Source organism: Pseudomonas sp., assembly GCF_035497915.1.
Classification (GTDB): Bacteria; Pseudomonadota; Gammaproteobacteria; order Pseudomonadales; family Pseudomonadaceae; genus Serpens.
Genome location: NZ_DATJCS010000001.1, coordinates 64,314 through 80,619 on the forward strand (window position 1 = coordinate 64,314; position 16,306 = coordinate 80,619).

The 16,306-nt window shown below is 60.4% G+C and carries 30 protein-coding genes; all 30 read right to left on the reverse strand.

What is annotated here, in order from left to right:
• Positions 1–71: 71 nt before the first annotated feature.
• Entirely contained in the window at positions 72–2,153 is a 2,082-nt protein-coding gene (locus VL129_RS00325) for a TonB-dependent receptor family protein (RefSeq protein WP_325408905.1), read from the reverse strand.
• Positions 2,154–2,318: 165 nt separating this feature from the next.
• On the reverse strand, positions 2,319–2,708 hold the full coding sequence (rplQ, locus tag VL129_RS00330; RefSeq protein ID WP_325408907.1) for a 50S ribosomal protein L17: 390 nt from the start codon (positions 2,706–2,708) through the stop codon (positions 2,319–2,321).
• A gap of 46 nt (positions 2,709–2,754) precedes the next feature.
• A complete protein-coding gene (locus tag VL129_RS00335) occupies positions 2,755–3,756 on the reverse strand; it encodes a DNA-directed RNA polymerase subunit alpha (RefSeq protein WP_027590523.1) in 1,002 nt (333 codons plus the stop codon).
• Positions 3,757–3,778: 22 nt separating this feature from the next.
• Positions 3,779–4,399, reverse strand: coding sequence for a 30S ribosomal protein S4 (gene rpsD / locus VL129_RS00340; RefSeq protein ID WP_325408910.1), 621 nt, complete (start codon positions 4,397–4,399; stop codon positions 3,779–3,781).
• A 16-nt stretch (positions 4,400–4,415) separates the two neighbouring features.
• The gene (rpsK, locus tag VL129_RS00345; RefSeq protein ID WP_003093689.1) at positions 4,416–4,805 is read right to left on the reverse strand and encodes a 30S ribosomal protein S11; all 390 of its coding nucleotides are present in this window, start codon (positions 4,803–4,805) and stop codon (positions 4,416–4,418) included.
• A gap of 18 nt (positions 4,806–4,823) precedes the next feature.
• Positions 4,824–5,180, reverse strand: a complete 357-nt coding sequence (rpsM, locus tag VL129_RS00350) for a 30S ribosomal protein S13 (protein ID WP_027590521.1) — start codon at positions 5,178–5,180, stop codon at positions 4,824–4,826.
• Positions 5,181–5,313: 133 nt separating this feature from the next.
• On the reverse strand, positions 5,314–5,430 hold the full coding sequence (gene rpmJ / locus VL129_RS00355; RefSeq protein ID WP_027590520.1) for a 50S ribosomal protein L36: 117 nt from the start codon (positions 5,428–5,430) through the stop codon (positions 5,314–5,316).
• A gap of 31 nt (positions 5,431–5,461) precedes the next feature.
• Complete coding sequence (gene secY / locus VL129_RS00360) at positions 5,462–6,790, reverse strand: preprotein translocase subunit SecY (RefSeq protein WP_325408915.1); 1,329 nt, start codon at positions 6,788–6,790, stop codon at positions 5,462–5,464.
• Positions 6,791–7,225: a 50S ribosomal protein L15 gene (rplO, locus tag VL129_RS00365; protein WP_325408917.1), complete on the reverse strand. Its 435-nt coding sequence runs from the start codon at positions 7,223–7,225 to the stop codon at positions 6,791–6,793.
• Positions 7,226–7,227: 2 nt separating this feature from the next.
• Positions 7,228–7,407 (reverse strand): 50S ribosomal protein L30, encoded by a 180-nt coding sequence (gene rpmD / locus VL129_RS00370; RefSeq protein ID WP_041110244.1) that lies wholly within the window; start codon positions 7,405–7,407, stop codon positions 7,228–7,230.
• Between the two features lie 2 nt (positions 7,408–7,409).
• A complete protein-coding gene (gene rpsE, locus VL129_RS00375) occupies positions 7,410–7,946 on the reverse strand; it encodes a 30S ribosomal protein S5 (RefSeq protein ID WP_325408919.1) in 537 nt (178 codons plus the stop codon).
• A 3-nt stretch (positions 7,947–7,949) separates the two neighbouring features.
• The gene (rplR, locus tag VL129_RS00380; RefSeq protein WP_325408921.1) at positions 7,950–8,300 is read right to left on the reverse strand and encodes a 50S ribosomal protein L18; all 351 of its coding nucleotides are present in this window, start codon (positions 8,298–8,300) and stop codon (positions 7,950–7,952) included.
• A 10-nt stretch (positions 8,301–8,310) separates the two neighbouring features.
• Positions 8,311–8,844, reverse strand: coding sequence for a 50S ribosomal protein L6 (gene rplF, locus VL129_RS00385; protein WP_325408923.1), 534 nt, complete (start codon positions 8,842–8,844; stop codon positions 8,311–8,313).
• A 12-nt stretch (positions 8,845–8,856) separates the two neighbouring features.
• Positions 8,857–9,249 (reverse strand): 30S ribosomal protein S8, encoded by a 393-nt coding sequence (gene rpsH, locus VL129_RS00390; RefSeq protein ID WP_325408925.1) that lies wholly within the window; start codon positions 9,247–9,249, stop codon positions 8,857–8,859.
• A 179-nt stretch (positions 9,250–9,428) separates the two neighbouring features.
• On the reverse strand, positions 9,429–9,734 hold the full coding sequence (rpsN, locus tag VL129_RS00395) for a 30S ribosomal protein S14 (protein WP_027590512.1): 306 nt from the start codon (positions 9,732–9,734) through the stop codon (positions 9,429–9,431).
• A gap of 13 nt (positions 9,735–9,747) precedes the next feature.
• Positions 9,748–10,287: a 50S ribosomal protein L5 gene (gene rplE, locus VL129_RS00400; protein ID WP_325408929.1), complete on the reverse strand. Its 540-nt coding sequence runs from the start codon at positions 10,285–10,287 to the stop codon at positions 9,748–9,750.
• 19 nt (positions 10,288–10,306) lie between these two features.
• Positions 10,307–10,621 carry a 50S ribosomal protein L24 gene (gene rplX, locus VL129_RS00405; RefSeq protein WP_325408931.1) on the reverse strand — a complete coding sequence of 105 codons (315 nt, stop codon included), beginning with the start codon at positions 10,619–10,621 and terminating at the stop codon, positions 10,307–10,309.
• A gap of 12 nt (positions 10,622–10,633) precedes the next feature.
• Positions 10,634–11,002, reverse strand: a complete 369-nt coding sequence (rplN, locus tag VL129_RS00410; protein WP_325408933.1) for a 50S ribosomal protein L14 — start codon at positions 11,000–11,002, stop codon at positions 10,634–10,636.
• Between the two features lie 23 nt (positions 11,003–11,025).
• Positions 11,026–11,292 carry a 30S ribosomal protein S17 gene (rpsQ, locus tag VL129_RS00415; protein ID WP_325408935.1) on the reverse strand — a complete coding sequence of 89 codons (267 nt, stop codon included), beginning with the start codon at positions 11,290–11,292 and terminating at the stop codon, positions 11,026–11,028.
• Between the two features lie 2 nt (positions 11,293–11,294).
• Positions 11,295–11,486: a 50S ribosomal protein L29 gene (gene rpmC / locus VL129_RS00420; protein WP_325408937.1), complete on the reverse strand. Its 192-nt coding sequence runs from the start codon at positions 11,484–11,486 to the stop codon at positions 11,295–11,297.
• Positions 11,486–11,899, reverse strand: a complete 414-nt coding sequence (gene rplP / locus VL129_RS00425) for a 50S ribosomal protein L16 (RefSeq protein ID WP_325408939.1) — start codon at positions 11,897–11,899, stop codon at positions 11,486–11,488. Before rplP ends, rpmC begins: the two co-directional genes overlap by 1 nt.
• Before the next feature lie 12 nt (positions 11,900–11,911).
• Positions 11,912–12,598: a 30S ribosomal protein S3 gene (gene rpsC, locus VL129_RS00430; protein ID WP_325408941.1), complete on the reverse strand. Its 687-nt coding sequence runs from the start codon at positions 12,596–12,598 to the stop codon at positions 11,912–11,914.
• Positions 12,599–12,610: 12 nt separating this feature from the next.
• A complete protein-coding gene (gene rplV, locus VL129_RS00435) occupies positions 12,611–12,943 on the reverse strand; it encodes a 50S ribosomal protein L22 (protein WP_027590505.1) in 333 nt (110 codons plus the stop codon).
• Between the two features lie 13 nt (positions 12,944–12,956).
• Positions 12,957–13,232, reverse strand: a complete 276-nt coding sequence (rpsS, locus tag VL129_RS00440) for a 30S ribosomal protein S19 (protein WP_027590504.1) — start codon at positions 13,230–13,232, stop codon at positions 12,957–12,959.
• Between the two features lie 16 nt (positions 13,233–13,248).
• Positions 13,249–14,070 carry a 50S ribosomal protein L2 gene (gene rplB / locus VL129_RS00445; RefSeq protein ID WP_325408944.1) on the reverse strand — a complete coding sequence of 274 codons (822 nt, stop codon included), beginning with the start codon at positions 14,068–14,070 and terminating at the stop codon, positions 13,249–13,251.
• A gap of 11 nt (positions 14,071–14,081) precedes the next feature.
• Complete coding sequence (gene rplW, locus VL129_RS00450) at positions 14,082–14,381, reverse strand: 50S ribosomal protein L23 (RefSeq protein ID WP_027590502.1); 300 nt, start codon at positions 14,379–14,381, stop codon at positions 14,082–14,084.
• On the reverse strand, positions 14,378–14,980 hold the full coding sequence (rplD, locus tag VL129_RS00455) for a 50S ribosomal protein L4 (protein ID WP_325408946.1): 603 nt from the start codon (positions 14,978–14,980) through the stop codon (positions 14,378–14,380). Before rplD ends, rplW begins: the two co-directional genes overlap by 4 nt.
• A 14-nt stretch (positions 14,981–14,994) precedes the next feature.
• The gene (rplC, locus tag VL129_RS00460; protein WP_325408948.1) at positions 14,995–15,624 is read right to left on the reverse strand and encodes a 50S ribosomal protein L3; all 630 of its coding nucleotides are present in this window, start codon (positions 15,622–15,624) and stop codon (positions 14,995–14,997) included.
• An 84-nt stretch (positions 15,625–15,708) separates the two neighbouring features.
• Positions 15,709–16,020, reverse strand: coding sequence for a 30S ribosomal protein S10 (gene rpsJ, locus VL129_RS00465; RefSeq protein ID WP_003243886.1), 312 nt, complete (start codon positions 16,018–16,020; stop codon positions 15,709–15,711).
• A gap of 150 nt (positions 16,021–16,170) precedes the next feature.
• Positions 16,171–16,306, reverse strand: a 136-nt coding sequence (locus tag VL129_RS00470) for an EF-Tu C-terminal domain-related protein (RefSeq protein ID WP_475491193.1), incomplete at its 5' end; no start/stop codon positions are given.

Sequence of the window (16,306 nt, forward strand, 5' to 3'; positions counted from 1 at the left end):
GCAGCCGCTTCGATAGAAACTCATGACATGACTCAAAGAATTCAATTGAGAAAAACTAACGAAGCACGCACTCAGTTTCCGCCGAGCCGATACTCCAGGGTCAGCCCCGCGTACCAGGTGCGTCCGGCGCCGGGTTCGTAATAGCGGGCGTTGCCGTCGCCGATGATCACCGAGCCGATATGCTTACGGCCGGTGAGATTGTCCACACGCAGCGTCTCGCGCAAGCTCCACGCGCCGCGCCGCTGCTCGAACTGCGCATAGCCGCTGAACAGCGCGTGCCCCGGGGCGGCGCGATCACGGTTCAGGTCATGGACTTCCATGGCGCTGCGCGCGATCGCCTCCAATCCCAGCTCGGAGTCGCTGCCGGGCTGCCAGGCCAGCGCCGCGAAAAGGCTGTGCTCCGGTGTGCCGGGTAGCCGGTTGCCGCTGGCAACCACCTGCCCCTGGCTGCTGAACCGTTCGCTGTACCGCGCGTCCAGCCAGGTGTAGGCCAGCCGGGCCTGCAGACGATCCCCCAGCGGCTGCTCCAACCCGACCTCAAGCCCGCGCCGTCGCGTTTCGGCCGCGTTCTGGTAGAGGGTGCGGCCACCGCTTGCCGAAGCCACTACCAGTTCATTGTCGGTGCGGATATGGAACCCTGCGGCCTGCAGGCGTGCGTGCCCGGGCAGGGTCGCCCGCAGGCCCACCTCGTACTGCTCGCTGCTGGCCGGGCGCAGATCGAAGCCGAAACGACCATCCGCCCCCGAGTAGGCCAGCTCGCCCAGGGTGGGCGTCTCGAACCCCTTCGACCAACCGGCATAGAGATTCAGACCAGAGGCGAAGGTAAAGCCGGCGCCCACGCTGGGAGTGAGCTTGCGGTAGGTAACCCGTCCACTGTCGTCTCCATTGCCGGCGACCAGATAGTGGTCGTCAACCTCGAACGCCACTTCGTTGTGGCGCAGGCCCAGCTGGACGTCCAGCCCCTCACCTCGCCACGCCAGTTGCAGGTAGGGCGCCAGACTGCGGATCTCATCCCGCTCGTCCCGTCGCAGGCGCCCCTTCACGCCCAGCAGGTCGCCGACAAAGTTCTCATAACCCTGGCGGTCATCCACCGATACGTCGTAATCGATGCCGCCCGTGAGGGTCAGCTCGCCGGCCCCGACCAGCCAGGGCTGAATCCAGCGGGTGTTCAACCCGTAGTAGTCGCGCTCGAAATCGACAACGCCGCCGGCCTGCGTTGGGCTGGCCTGCTGCACAGCGCGGGGGATCGACAGGAACTGCACGACGCGGCGCTGCCCGCCGTACAGCGTGGTCTGCCATTGCGCAGCCCACAGATCCTGCTGGTAGTTGATGCCCACCTGCTGCTGGTCCACGGACTTGCGCGTGTCGTACAGCAGCGTATTGGCCGAGTTACTACGTGGGTCCCGCCGATAGGCGGCCCAATCGAGCCCCTGCGGGTCCTGGGTGTCGTCCTGCTGCAAATCGCTGTAGATCAATGCCAGCCGGCGGTCGGCCGGGGTGACCGTCAGCTTGGCGAACCGTTTGTCGACACGCGCCGAGCTGTGATGACGGAAACCAACCAGATCGAGACTGGACTGATTGAACACGAAGCCACCCCAGTCCGTGCCGGACTCGAAACCCACCCGGTGCCGCCGGGTGCCCCAGCGTCCGAAGGTGCTGCCCGCCAGGAGGCGTGGATCGCCCGTACCGTCGCGGGAGAACAGCTGAATCACCCCGCCCGAGTTGCTGCCATACACACTGGCGAAGGGGCCGCGCAGCACTTCGATGTGATCGAGGGTATCCAGGTCGAAACTCGACGCCTGGCCCTGGCCGTCGGGGATACTCGCCGGGATCCCGTCGCTGAGCAGCTTGACGCCACGGACGCCAAAGGCCGAGCGCGCCCCGAAGCCACGGATCGACAGTTGCGGCTCCTGCGCGAGGTTGTGGCGCTGCCGCACGCTGAGACCCGGTACGCCTTGCAGTGCTTCCGTCAGGTCAATGCCCGGGTGGCCCTGCCGCACATCGCCAAGGTCAATCCTCTCGACGGAAAAGGGCTGCGTGTCCACCGGCGCTTGAAAACGACTCCCGCTGATCACCATAGGACCGACCTCGACGGCAGCTACGGCGGCGCTACTGGCGAGTAGAAGTGCGACGGTAAAGGCTGTTCTGGGCATCCGCCTCTCCCTGGCATGTGGGCGGCAGATCGAGGCCGAGTGCCACCGCGCTGTTGAGCGTAGCCAGTGCGCTTCGGTAAAGACGCGTAGGCGACCGATGACCCTTCGGTTTTCCACAGACGAAAAAAAACCGGGCCAAGGCCCGGTTTCTTTCTGGATCGCGACTTACTCGGCCGCGGCTTCCACGGAGCCGGCGACCGGACGGTCAACCAGTTCGACGTAAGCCATGGGCGCGTTGTCGCCAGCGCGGAAACCGCACTTCAGGATGCGCAGGTAGCCGCCCTGACGGGTGGCGTAGCGCTTGCCCAGGTCGTTGAACAGCTTGCCGACAGCAGCCTTGGAGCGGGTGCGGTCGAAAGCCAGACGACGGTTGGCGACGGTGTCTTCCTTGGCCAGGGTGATCAGCGGCTCGGCAACGCGACGCAGTTCCTTGGCTTTCGGCAGGGTGGTCTTGATCAGTTCGTGCTCGAACAGCGACACCGCCATGTTCTGGAACATGGCCTTGCGGTGGGCGCTGGTGCGGCTCAGGTGACGGCCACTTTTACGATGACGCATGATTGAAATTCCTTACCAAACGTGAAAGTTCGGTGACTGGGGACGATCAGGCCGTTGCCTTGTCGTCCTTCTTCAGACTTGCCGGCGGCCAGTTGTCGAGGCGCATACCGAGGGACAGACCACGAGAAGCCAGAACGTCCTTGATTTCGGTCAGGGACTTCTTGCCCAGGTTCGGCGTTTTCAACAGCTCGACTTCGGTGCGCTGGATCAGGTCACCGATGTAGTAGATGTTCTCTGCCTTGAGGCAGTTAGCCGAACGGACGGTCAGCTCCAGGTCGTCGACCGGGCGTAGCAGGATCGGATCGATCTCGTCTTCCTGCTCCACCACCACCGGCTCCGCATCACCCTTCAGATCGACGAACGCGGCCAGCTGCTGTTGCAGGATGGTCGCGGCGCGACGGATGGATTCCTCGGGATCGAGGGTGCCGTTGGTTTCCAGGTCGATGACCAGCTTGTCCAGGTTGGTACGCTGCTCGACACGGGCGTTTTCCACCACGTAAGCGATACGACGGACCGGGCTGAAGGAAGCGTCAAGCTGCAGACGACCAATGCTGCGGCTTTCGTCTTCGTCGCTCTGGCGGGCGTCGGCCGGGACGTAACCACGACCGCGCGCCACCTTGAGCTTCATGTTCAGGGAACCGTTGTCCGCCAGATGAGCGATCACGTGGTCGCCGTTGACGATTTCGACATCGTGATCCAGCTGAATATCGGCGGCGGTGACCACGCCCGGGCCCTTCTTGGAAAGGCTCAGCGTTACTTCATCGCGGCCGTGCAGCTTGATAGCCAGGCCCTTGAGGTTCAGGAGGATCTCGATGACATCTTCCTGAACGCCTTCGATAGCGCTGTACTCGTGGAGCACGCCATCGATCTCGGCCTCGACCACTGCACAGCCAGGCATGGAGGACAACAGGATGCGACGCAGCGCGTTGCCCAAGGTATGGCCAAAGCCACGCTCGAGAGGCTCGAGCGTGATCTTGGCGCGGGTCGGACTGACCGCCTGAACGTCGATATGACGCGGGGTCAGGAACTCATTTACCGAACTCTGCATGGATGCACCTATTTTCTAGCCCTTACTTGGAGTAGAGCTCGACAATCAGGTTTTCGTTGATGTCGGCGGACAGATCAGAACGGGCCGGAACGCTCTTGAACACGCCCGACTTCTTCTCTGCGTCTACTTCAAGCCATTCGGCACGGCCACGCTGAGCCGCCAGCTCGAGAGCCTGAGCAATACGCAGCTGGTTCTTCGACTTCTCGCGAACAGCAACCACGTCACCAGCCTTGATCTGGTAGGACGGGATGTTCACGGTCTGACCGTTGACGGTGATGGACTTGTGCGACACCAGCTGACGGGATTCGGCGCGGGTGGCACCAAAGCCCATGCGGTAGACGACGTTGTCCAGACGGCACTCGAGCAGCTGCAGGAGGTTCTCGCCGGTTGCGCCCTTGCGACGGGCAGCTTCCTTGTAATAACCGCTGAACTGACGCTCGAGAACGCCGTAGATGCGACGCACTTTCTGCTTTTCACGCAGCTGGGTGCCGTAGTCGGACAGGCGACCACGACGTTGACCGTGTTGACCAGGAATCTGCTCCAGCTTGCACTTGGAGTCGAGGGCGCGAGCGCCGCTCTTCAGGAACAGGTCGGTGCCTTCACGGCGAGACAGTTTGCACTTGGGACCAATGTAACGAGCCATTTCTCACTGTCTCCTATTACACGCGACGCTTTTTCGGCGGACGGCACCCGTTGTGCGGGATGGGCGTCACGTCGGTGATGCTGGCGATCTTGTAACCGCAGGCGTTGAGGGCACGAACAGCAGATTCGCGACCCGGGCCCGGGCCCTTGACGTTCACATCGAGGTTCTTCAGACCGTACTCCAGCGCAGCCTGGCCGGCGCGCTCGGCAGCCACCTGGGCAGCGAACGGAGTGGACTTACGGGAACCACGGAAACCGGAACCACCAGAGGTAGCCCAGGACAGTGCATTGCCCTGACGGTCAGTGATGGTCACGATGGTGTTGTTGAAAGAGGCGTGGATGTGGGCGATGCCATCAACCACCGTCTTTTTGACCTTCTTGCGAGGACGAGCAGCAGGTTTTGCCATGATCGAATTCCTAAGCGGTTACTTGCGGATCGGCTTACGCGGGCCCTTACGGGTACGCGCGTTGGTCTTGGTACGCTGACCGTGTACCGGCAGACCGCGACGATGGCGCAGACCGCGGTAGCAACCGAGGTCCATCAGACGCTTGATGTTCATGTTGATCTCACGGCGCAGGTCACCTTCAGTGGTGAGCTTGGCGACTTCGCCGCGGAGCTGCTCAAGCTGCTCGTCGGAGAGATCCTTGATCTTCACCGCCGGATTCACGCCGGTGGTGGCACAGATTTGCTGTGCAGTGGTGCGACCAACACCGTAGATGTAGGTCAGCGAGATAACAGTGTGCTTGTTATCTGGAATGTTGACGCCTGCAATACGGGCCATTCAGTGTGGACTCCAATTGACAGCTACCGACGCCCCGGAAGCCAAGAAATAGGGCGCGCGATATTAGCGCTGTAATAGCAAATGTTCAACCCGGCAGCACACTAGCTGCCGGGCTATTGACGCTGGATCACAATCAGCCTTGGCGCTGCTTGTGGCGCGGCTCCGCCTTGCAGATCACGCGCACGACGCCGTCGCGACGCACGATCTTGCAGTTACGGCACAGCTTCTTGACCGATGCACGAACTTTCATCAGTAACTCCTAGAACCTTACGGCAACCAGGTCAGCGGAGCATGCCGCTGCCATAGCCCTTCAGGTTGGCTTTCTTCATCAGGGAATCGTACTGGTGCGAGACGAGATGGGACTGGACTTGCGACATGAAGTCCATAACCACCACGACCACGATCAATAGCGAGGTCCCGCCAAGGTAGAACGGCACGTTGGCGGCCACCACCAGGAACTGGGGCAGCAGACACACAGCCGTCATGTACAGAGCACCGAACATGGTCAAGCGGGTCAGGACGCCATCGATGTAGCGAGCCGACTGCTCACCCGGACGGATACCCGGGATAAAGGCACCAGACTTCTTCAGGTTCTCCGCTACGTCCTTCGGATTGAACATCAGCGCCGTATAGAAGAAGCAGAAGAAGACGATCCCTGCACTAAACAGCAAGATGTTCAGCGGCTGGCCCGGAGCGATCGACTGAGAAACATCCTGCAGCCAGCCCATGCTCTCGGACTGACCGAACCACTGACCCAGCGAAGCCGGGAACAACAGGATGCTACTGGCGAAGATGGCCGGGATCACGCCCGCCATGTTCACCTTCAACGGCAGGTGGCTGGTCTGCGCGGCGAAGACCTTGCGGCCCTGCTGACGCTTGGCGTAGTGCACCGCAATACGGCGCTGGCCACGCTCGATGAACACCACGAAACCGATGATCAGTACGGCCAGGAGGCCGATGACCAGCAGAGCGAAGATGTTGATGTCGCCCTGCCGAGCCGATTCGAACGACTGACCGATAGCAGACGGCAGGCCCGCCACGATGCCGGCGAAGATCAGCATGGAGATGCCGTTGCCGACACCCCGCTCGGTGATCTGCTCGCCCAGCCACATCATGAACATGGCACCGGCTACGAACGTGGTGATGGCCACGAAGTAGAAGCCGAAGTCGGTCGCGAAAGCCACACCCTGGCTCGCCAGACCAACGGACATGCCGATGGCTTGCACGATGGCCAGCACCAGGGTGCCGTAGCGGGTGTACTGGCTGATCTTGCGACGGCCAGATTCACCTTCCTTCTTCAACTGCTCCAGCTGCGGGCTGACGGCGGTCATCAGCTGCATGATGATCGAGGCCGAGATGTACGGCATGATCCCCAGTGCAAAGATGCTCATCCGCTCCAGCGCGCCGCCGGAAAACATGTTGAACAGGCTAAGAATGGTCCCCTCATTCTGACGGAAGAGCTCCGCCAGACGGTCAGGATTGATCCCGGGAACCGGGATATGCGCACCAATTCGGTAGACGATGATCGCCAGGAACAGGAAGCGCAGCCGAGCCCACAGCTCGGACAACCCGCCGTTGCTTAGCGCAGAGAGAGCACCTTGCTTAGCCATTTAGTCCTCGATCTTACCGCCAGCTGCTTCGATAGCCGCACGCGCACCCTTGGTGGCGGCGATGCCCTTCAGAGTGACAGCGCGACCAACCTCGCCGGACAGCATGACTTTGACACGCTGCACGTTCTGGTTGATGACGTTGGCATCCTTAAGCGCCTGCAGGGTCACCACGTCACCCTCAACCTTGGCCAGCTCGGCAGTACGCACTTCGGCGCGATCCAGAGCCTTCAGGGAGACGAAGCCGAACTTCGGCAGACGACGGTGCAGCGGCTGCTGGCCACCCTCGAAACCGGGGGCAATGGTGCCGCCGGTACGGGAGGTCTGACCCTTGTGGCCGCGACCACCGGTCTTACCCAGGCCGCTACCGATACCACGACCGGGACGATGCTTTTCGCGACGAGCGCCGGGAGCGGAGCGCAGATCATTCAGTTTCATGGTTAGCCCTCCACGCGCAGCAGATAGTAGGCCTTGTTGATCATGCCGCGGTTTTCAGGAGTGTCCTGAACCTCGACGGTATGACCGATACGACGCAGGCCGAGGCCCTTGACGCACGCCTTGTGGTTGGCCAGACGGCCGTTCACGCTCTTGACGAGGGTGACTTTGACAGTGTTAGCCATGGTTAGAGGATCTCCTCGACACTCTTGCCACGCTTGGCTGCAACGCTGGCCGGAGCCTGCATGGCCTTCAGACCCTTGAAGGTGGCCTGAACCACGTTCACCGGGTTGGTGGAGCCATAGCACTTGGCCAGGACGTTATGCACGCCCGCGACTTCCAGGATGGCGCGCATGGCACCACCAGCGATGACACCGGTACCTTCGGAGGCCGGCTGCATGTACACCTTGGAGGCGCCATGAGCAGACTTCAGCGGGTACTGCAGGGTGGTGCCGTTCAGGTCGACCTGGATCATGTTGCGGCGAGCCGCTTCCATGGCCTTCTGAATGGCGGCCGGCACTTCGCGGGACTTGCCGCGGCCGAAGCCGACACGACCCTTGCCATCACCAACAACGGTCAGCGCGGTGAAGGTAAAGATGCGGCCACCCTTGACGGTCTTGGCAACGCGGTTCACCTGAACCAGCTTCTCAATGTAGCCTTCGTCGCGTGCTTCTTCGCGGTTGTCGCGGTTGTCGCGATCGCGCTTTTGCTCGTGATTTGCCATAACTTAGAACTCCAGCCCGCCTTCACGAGCAGCATCGGCCAGCGCCTGGACGCGACCGTGGTACTTGAAGCCAGAACGGTCGAACGCCACCTGGGTGACGCCAGCGGCCTTGGCACGCTCGGCTACCAGCTGACCAACCTTCTTGGCCGCCTCGACGTTGCCGGTGGCACCGTCGCGCAGTTCTTTGTCCAGAGTCGAGGCGGAAGCCAGGACCTTGGCGCCGTCGGCCGAGATGACCTGGGCGTAGATGTGCTGGGAGGAGCGGTACACGCAGAGGCGTACGGCTTCCAGTTCGCGCATTTTCAGGCGTGCCTTGCGAGCGCGACGCAGACGAGTTTCTTTCTTTTCGCTCATTTGCTATGCCCTACTTCTTCTTGGCTTCTTTGCGAAGGACGACTTCGTCTGCGTAACGCACGCCCTTGCCCTTGTACGGTTCGGGACGACGGAAGTCGCGGATTTCGGCCGCCACCTGACCGAGCAGCTGCTTGTCGATACCCTTCAGAACGATATCGGTCTGGCTGGGGGTCTCGGCAACGATGCCTTCCGGCAGCTCGTAGTCGATCGGGTGCGAGAAGCCGAGCGCGAGGTTCAGCACCTTGCCCTTGGCCTGGGCCTTGTAACCCACACCAACGAGCTGGAGCTTGCGCTCAAAACCTTGGCTGACACCGAGGACCATGTTGTTGACCAGAGCACGAGTGGTGCCGGCCATGGCGCGAGTCTGCTGATCGCCATTGCGACCGGCGAAACGCAGCTCACCTGCTTCCTGAATCACTTCAACAGAAGAATGCAGCTGCAGCTCCAGAGCGCCTTTGGCACCCTTGACCGACAACAGCTGACCATTCAGCTTGACTTCCACACCCGCAGGCAGCTTGACGGGGTTCTTAGCAACGCGAGACATGCTGTAACCCCCTTAGAACACGGTGCAGAGCACTTCGCCACCAACGCCAGCGGCGCGAGCAGCACGATCAGTCATCACACCCTTGTTGGTGGAGACGATCGAAACGCCCAGACCGCCACGAACCTTCGGCAGCTGATCGACGGACTTGTACTGGCGCAGGCCAGGACGACTGGTGCGCTTCAGCTCTTCGATGACCGGACGGCCTTCGAAATACTTCAGCTCGATGGTCAGCAGCGGCTTGGCTTCGCTGCTCACCTGGTAACCCGCAATGTAACCTTCGCTCTTCAGAACGTTGGCAACCGCCACCTTCAGCTTGGAAGACGGCATGCTTACGACGGACTTTTCAGCCATCTGGGCATTACGGATACGAGTTAGCATGTCCGCTAACGGGTCCTGCATACTCATGGGCTTGATGCTCCTAAACAATAAAACGGCCTTTCGGCGCCTGGAGCGCCAGAGACCGAAACGGCAAAATGCCGGGCTCTGGCGAGCCGGCAATTCTAGAGATCGCTCAAAAACAAATCAAGCCCCGAGCGGGGCTTGATTTGAGCGCCGAAGCGAGGGGAACTCCCCTCGCGTCATGCTTACCAGCTGGCCTTGACCAGGCCGGGTACGTCGCCGCGCATGGCTGCTTCACGCAGCATGTTACGGGACAGACCGAACTTGCGGTACACGCCGTGCGGACGACCGGTCAGACGGCAGCGATTGCGCAGACGAGCGGCGCTAGCGTCGCGCGGCTGCTTTTGCAGTGCTACCTGAGCTTCCCAACGCGCTTCCGGAGTGGAGTTCGGATTGGCGATGATAGCTTTCAGCTCGGCACGCTTCTTGGCGTACTTGGCTACCGTTTGCTGACGCTTCAGCTCACGGTTTTTCATGCTCTGTTTGGCCATTGCCTACTCCAGATCAGTTGCGGAACGGGAATTTGAAGGCGCGCAGCAGCGCACGACCTTCATCATCGTTACGGGCGGTGGTGGTCAGGGTGATATCCAGACCACGCAGCGCATCGATCTTGTCGTAATCGATTTCCGGGAAGATGATCTGCTCTTTCACGCCCATGCTGTAGTTGCCACGACCGTCGAAGGACTTGGCATTCAGACCGCGGAAGTCACGCACGCGGGGCAGGGAAATGGACAGCAGACGGTCCAGGAACTCGTACATGCGATCGCTGCGCAGGGTGACCTTCACCCCGATCGGCCAGCCCTCGCGGACCTTGAAGCCGGCGATGGACTTGCGAGCGTAAGTGACCACCGGCTTCTGACCGGTGATCTTTTCAAGATCGGCTACCGCGTGCTCGATGACTTTCTTGTCACCGATAGCTTCGCCCAGACCCATGTTCAGGGTGATCTTGGTGATGCGCGGAACTTCCATCACGTTGGCCAGCTTCAGGTCTTCCTTCAGCGCGGGCGCAATCTGGTTCCGGTAGATATCTTTGAGTCGTGCCATTGGTTTCTACCTGCTCTTCTCAAGCGCCAACCGGCTTCTGGGTGGACTTGAAGACACGAATTTTCTTGCCGTCTTCAACCTTGAAGCCAACGCGGTCAGCCTTGTTGGTTTCACCGTTGAAAATTGCAACGTTGGACACGTGCAGCGGCGCTTCTTTCTCGACGATACCGCCTTGAACGCCCAGCATCGGGTTCGGCTTGGTGTGGCGCTTCACCAGGTTGACGCCAGCGACGACCAGACGGTCGTCGGCCAGCACCTTGAGCACCTTGCCACGCTTGCCCTTGTCTTTGCCGGCGATGACGATGATCTCGTCGTCACGACGAATCTTTTGCATGACGGCTTCTCCTTACAGCACTTCGGGGGCGAGCGAGACGATCTTCATGAACTTCTCGGTACGCAGTTCACGAGTCACCGGCCCGAAGATACGGGTGCCGATCGGCTCCTGCTTGTTGTTCAGCAGAACCGCGGCGTTGCCGTCGAAGCGGATGATCGAGCCGTCGGGACGGCGCACACCATGACGGGTGCGCACGACCACAGCAGTCATGACCTGGCCTTTCTTGACCTTACCGCGCGGAATCGCTTCTTTCACAGTGACCTTGATGATGTCGCCTACACCGGCGTAACGACGGTGCGAACCACCCAGGACCTTGATGCACATAACGCGACGAGCACCGCTGTTGTCAGCGACGTCGAGCATGGATTGAGTCTGAATCATAAAATTTCTCCGACCCCTAGTCCTTAGACTTCCGCTGCGCGCTCGACGACTGCAACCAGTGCCCAGGACTTGGTCTTGGAAACCGGACGGGTCTCGCGAATGGTGACCAGGTCGCCGATGCGGCACTGATTGGTTTCGTCGTGGGCGTGCAGTTTGGTCGAACGCTTCACGTATTTGCCGTAGATCGGGTGCTTGACGCGACGCTCGATCAGAACGGTGATGGACTTGTCCATCTTGTCGCTGACGACACGGCCGGTCAGCGTACGGACGGTTTTCTGAGCTTCAGCCATGATTACTCACCTGCCTGCTGGTTGAGCACAGTCTTGACGCGAGCGATGTCGCGCTTCACTTGCTTGAGCAGGTGAGACTGCCCCAGCTGACCAGTTGCCTTCTGCATGCGCAGATTGAACTGATCGCGCAGCAGACCGAGCAGTTGCTCGTTCAACTCCTGCGCCGATTTTCCACGAAGTTCGTTCGCTTTCATCACATCACCGTCCGCTTAACAAAGGTGGTGGCGAGGGGCAGCTTTGCAGCGGCCAGTGCGAAGGCCTCGCGCGCCAACTCTTCGGAAACACCCTCGATCTCGTAGAGCACCTTGCCCGGCTGAATCTGGGCTACCCAGTACTCGACGCTACCCTTACCTTTACCCATACGAACTTCGAGGGGCTTCTTGGTGATTGGCTTGTCGGGGAACACGCGGATCCAGATCTTGCCGCCACGCTTCACGTGACGGGTCAGTGCACGACGTGCAGCTTCGATCTGACGTGCGGTCAGGCGACCACGGCTCACGGACTTCAGTGCAAACTCGCCGAAGCTGACTTTGCTACCGCGTTGAGCCAGGCCACGGTTGTGGCCGGTCATCTGCTTGCGGAACTTCGTACGCTTGGGTTGCAACATGATGCGTACTCCTTATTTCTTGGCAGCTTTACGAGGAGCGGGCGCTTGGGGCTTCAGCTCTTCGGTGCGGCCGCCAATGACCTCACCCTTGAAGATCCAAACCTTGACACCGATCACACCGTAGGTGGTGTGCGCTTCGTAAATGGCGTAGTCAATGTCGGCGCGCAGGGTGTGCAGGGGCACACGACCTTCGCGATACCATTCGGTGCGCGCGATTTCCGCACCGCCCAGACGACCGCTCACCTGGATCTTGATGCCCTTGGCACCAATACGCATGGCGCTCTGTACCGCGCGCTTCATGGCGCGTCGGAACATGACACGGCGCTCCAGCTGCTGAGCCACGCTCTGTGCAACCAGCATGGCATCGAGTTCCGGCTTGCGGATTTCCTCGATGTTGATGTGCACGGGCACACCCATTTGCTTGGTCAGGTCCTGACGCAGCTTTTCAACATCCTCACCCTTCTTGCCGATCACGATGCCGGGACGAGCGGTGTGGATGGTGATGCGTGCGGTCTGAGCCGGACGAGCGATGTCGATGCGGCTAACGGACGCGTTTTTTAGTTTGTCCTGGAGATACTCACGAACCCGCAGGTCGGCCAGCAGATAGTCGGCGTATTGACGCTTATCTGCGTACCAGACGGAGGTGTGCTCCTTGACGATGCCCAGGCGAATGCCAATGGGATGTACTTTCTGACCCATCTGATCGACCCCTTACTTGTCCGCAACCTTGACAGTGATATGGCAAGACCGCTTGACGATGCGATCAGCACGGCCCTTGGCACGCGGCATGATGCGCTTCAGCGAACGCCCTTCGTTGACGAAGACGGTGGAGACCTTGAGGTCGTCCACATCGGCGCCTTCGTTGTGCTCGGCGTTGGCCACGGCCGACTCCAGCACTTTCTTGATGATCTCGGCGGCTTTCTTGTTGCTGAAAGCCAGCAGGTTGAGCGCTTCGCCCACCTTCTTCCCGCGGATCTGGTCGGCGACCAAGCGGGCTTTCTGGGCGGAGATGCGAGCGCCCGACAGCTTAGCGGCTACTTCCATCATTCCTTACCCCTTAGCGCTTGGCTTTCTTGTCCGCAGCATGCCCGCGGTAGGTGCGGGTAGCGGCGAACTCGCCCAGTTTGTGGCCAACCATGTCCTCGTTGACGAGCACCGGCACATGCTGGCGGCCGTTGTGAACAGCGATGGTCAGACCAACCATTTGCGGCAGAACGATGGAACGGCGCGACCAGGTTTTCACCGGCTTGCGATCGTTCTTTTCCACCGCCACTTCGACCTTCTTCAACAGGTGAAGATCGATAAAAGGACCTTTTTTCAGAGAACGCGGCACAGTCGTATCCCTCTAGTTACTTACGGCGACGGACGATCATGTTGTCGGTGCGCTTGTTGGTACGGGTCTTCTTACCCTTGGTCGGGAAGCCCCACGGCGACACCGGATGACGACCACCGGAAGTACGACCTTCACCACCACCATGCGGGTGATCAACCGGGTTCATGGCCACACCGCGAACGGTCGGACGGATACCCTTCCAGCGCTTGGCGCCAGCCTTGCCCAGCGAACGCAGGCTGTGCTCGTGGTTCGAGACTTCGCCCAGGGTCGCGCGGCACTCGGCCAGAATCTTGCGCATTTCACCGGAGCGCAGGCGGACGGTGACGTAAGCACCTTCGCGAGCGACCAGTTGAACCGATGCACCCGCCGAACGAGCGAGCTGAGCGCCCTTGCCCGGCTTGAGCTCGATGCAGTGGATGGTGGAACCCACCGGAATGTTGCGCAGCGGCAGGCTGTTGCCGGGCTTGATCGGCGCATGGGCGCCAGAGATCAGCTGGTCACCGGCACTGATGCCCTTCGGCGCGATGACGTAGCGACGCTCACCGTCGGCATACTTCAGCAGCGCGATGTGGGCAGTACGGTTCGGATCGTATTCCACGCGCTCAACGATGGCGGGAATGCCATCCTTGTTGCGACGGAAGTCGACCAGACGGTAGTGCTGCTTGTGACCACCGCCAACGTGGCGAGTGGTGATACGGCCGTTGTTGTTACGGCCGCCGGACTTGGACTGCTTTTCGACCAGCGGAGCGTACGGAGCGCCCTTGTGCAGATCCTGGTTGACCACCTTGACGACAAAGCGGCGACCAGCAGAAGTCGGTTTGCATTTAACGATTGCCATGATGCACCCCTTTACTCAGCGCTGCTGGCGAAATCGAGATCTTGACCCGGCTGGAGAGCGATGTACGCCTTCTTCCAGTCGTTGCGCTTGCCCATGCCACGCATGGTGCGCTTGGTTTTGCCCTGCACGTTGACAGTGCGGACACCAGCGACCTTGACGTTGAACAGGACTTCGACGGCCTTCTTGATTTCCAGCTTGGTTGCATCGGTGGCAACCTTGAAAATGAACTGCTTCTTGCTGTCAGCCAGGACAGTGGCCTTCTCGGAGATGTGCGGGCCGAGCAGTACTTTGAATACGCGTTCCTGGTTCATCCCAGCAGCTCCTCGAATTTCTTCACCGCCGGCACGGTGATCAGCACCTTGTCGTAGGCAATCAGGCTGACCGGATCGCTGCCCTGGACGTCACGAACGTCGACGTGCGGCAGGTTGCGCGCAGCCAGGTACAGATTCTGATCCACCGCATCGGTAACGATCAGCACGTCGGACAGGTTCAGACCACCCAGCTTGCTCAGCAGACCCTTGGTCTTCGGGGCGTCGACGGCAAAGTCTTCGACCACGACCAGACGGTCGGTGCGAGCCAGCTCAGCGAGGATGGAGCGCATCGCGGCGCGGTACATCTTCTTGTTGAGCTTCTGGGAGTGATCCTGCGGCTTGGCTGCGAAGGTCACGCCGCCGCTGCGCCAGATGGGGCTGCGGATGGAGCCGGCACGCGCACGGCCAGAGCCCTTCTGACGGAACGGCTTGGCACCGCCACCGGATACTTCTGCGCGAGTCTTCTGGGCGCGAGTACCCTGACGGCCGCCAGCCATGTAGGCCACAACTGCCTGGTGCACCAGCGTCTCGTTGAATTCACCGCCGAAGATACGATCGGAAACTTCGATCGCCTGAGCGCCATTTACATTCAATTGCATCTCAGTTTCTCCCCTTACGCCTTGACAGCCGGACGGACGATAACGTCGCCACCGGTAGCGCCCGGAACGGCACCCTTGACCAGCAGCAGGTTACGTTCGGCATCGACGCGGACCACTTCCAGGGACTGCACGGTCACGCGCTCGGCGCCAAGATGACCGGACATTTTCTTGCCCTTGAAAACACGACCAGGAGTCTGGCACTGGCCAATGGAGCCCGGAGCGCGGTGGGAAACGGAGTTGCCGTGAGTGTTGTCCTGGCCACGGAAATTCCAGCGCTTGATGGTACCGGCGTAGCCTTTACCCTTGGACTGACCGGTGACATCCACCAGCTGACCTGCCTGGAAAATTTCCGCCTTGATCTCGTCGCCAGCCTGGTAGTCACCGTCTTCGAGACGGAATTCCAGAACGGCACGACCAGCGGCGACATTCGCCTTGGCGAAGTGACCGGCTTGCGCCTTGGTCACGCGGGAAGCGCGACGCTCGCCCACAGTCACCTGTACGGCGCGATAGCCATCGCTCTCTTCGTTCTTGAACTGGGTGACGCGATTCGGCTCGATCTCGATGACCGTAACCGGAATAGAGACACCTTCCTCGGTGAAAATGCGGGTCATGCCGCACTTACGACCGACTACACCAATAGTCATGTTGTAAAACCTCATGAGTGTACGGGGCTTTCACCCGCTATGGCCGCCCATTTCAGAGCGTTACACGACTAAAACCGAGGGGTTTTAGCCGAGGCTGATCTGCACTTCCACGCCAGCCGCAAGATCGAGCTTCATCAGCGCATCGACGGTTTTGTCGGTCGGCTGAACGATGTCCAGCACGCGCTTGTGGGTACGAATTTCATACTGATCGCGCGCGTCTTTGTTGACGTGCGGAGAAATCAGCACAGTGTACCGCTCCTTGCGGGTAGGCAGAGGAATCGGACCACGCACCTGAGCCCCAGTACGCTTCGCGGTTTCCACGATTTCCTGGGTGGATTGATCGATCAGGCGATGGTCAAAAGCCTTCAACCGAATACGGATTTGTTGGTTTTGCATTTTGACCTCAGACTCCAATTTGCCATCCCCAACGGACGGACTACGCCCGTTAAAAGGAGGCGCAATTGTACGGATGCCCCCAAGGGGTGTCAATCTTTGATCAGTCAAACAAAAAGGGCCCCGAAGGGCCCTTTCTGCTCAGCTCACCGATTACTCGATGATCTTGGCAACCACGCCGGCGCCAACGGTACGGCCGCCTTCGCGAATTGCGAAACGCAGGCCGTCTTCCATGGCGATCGGAGCGATCAGGGTGACGGTCATCTTGATGTTGTCACCCGGCATCACC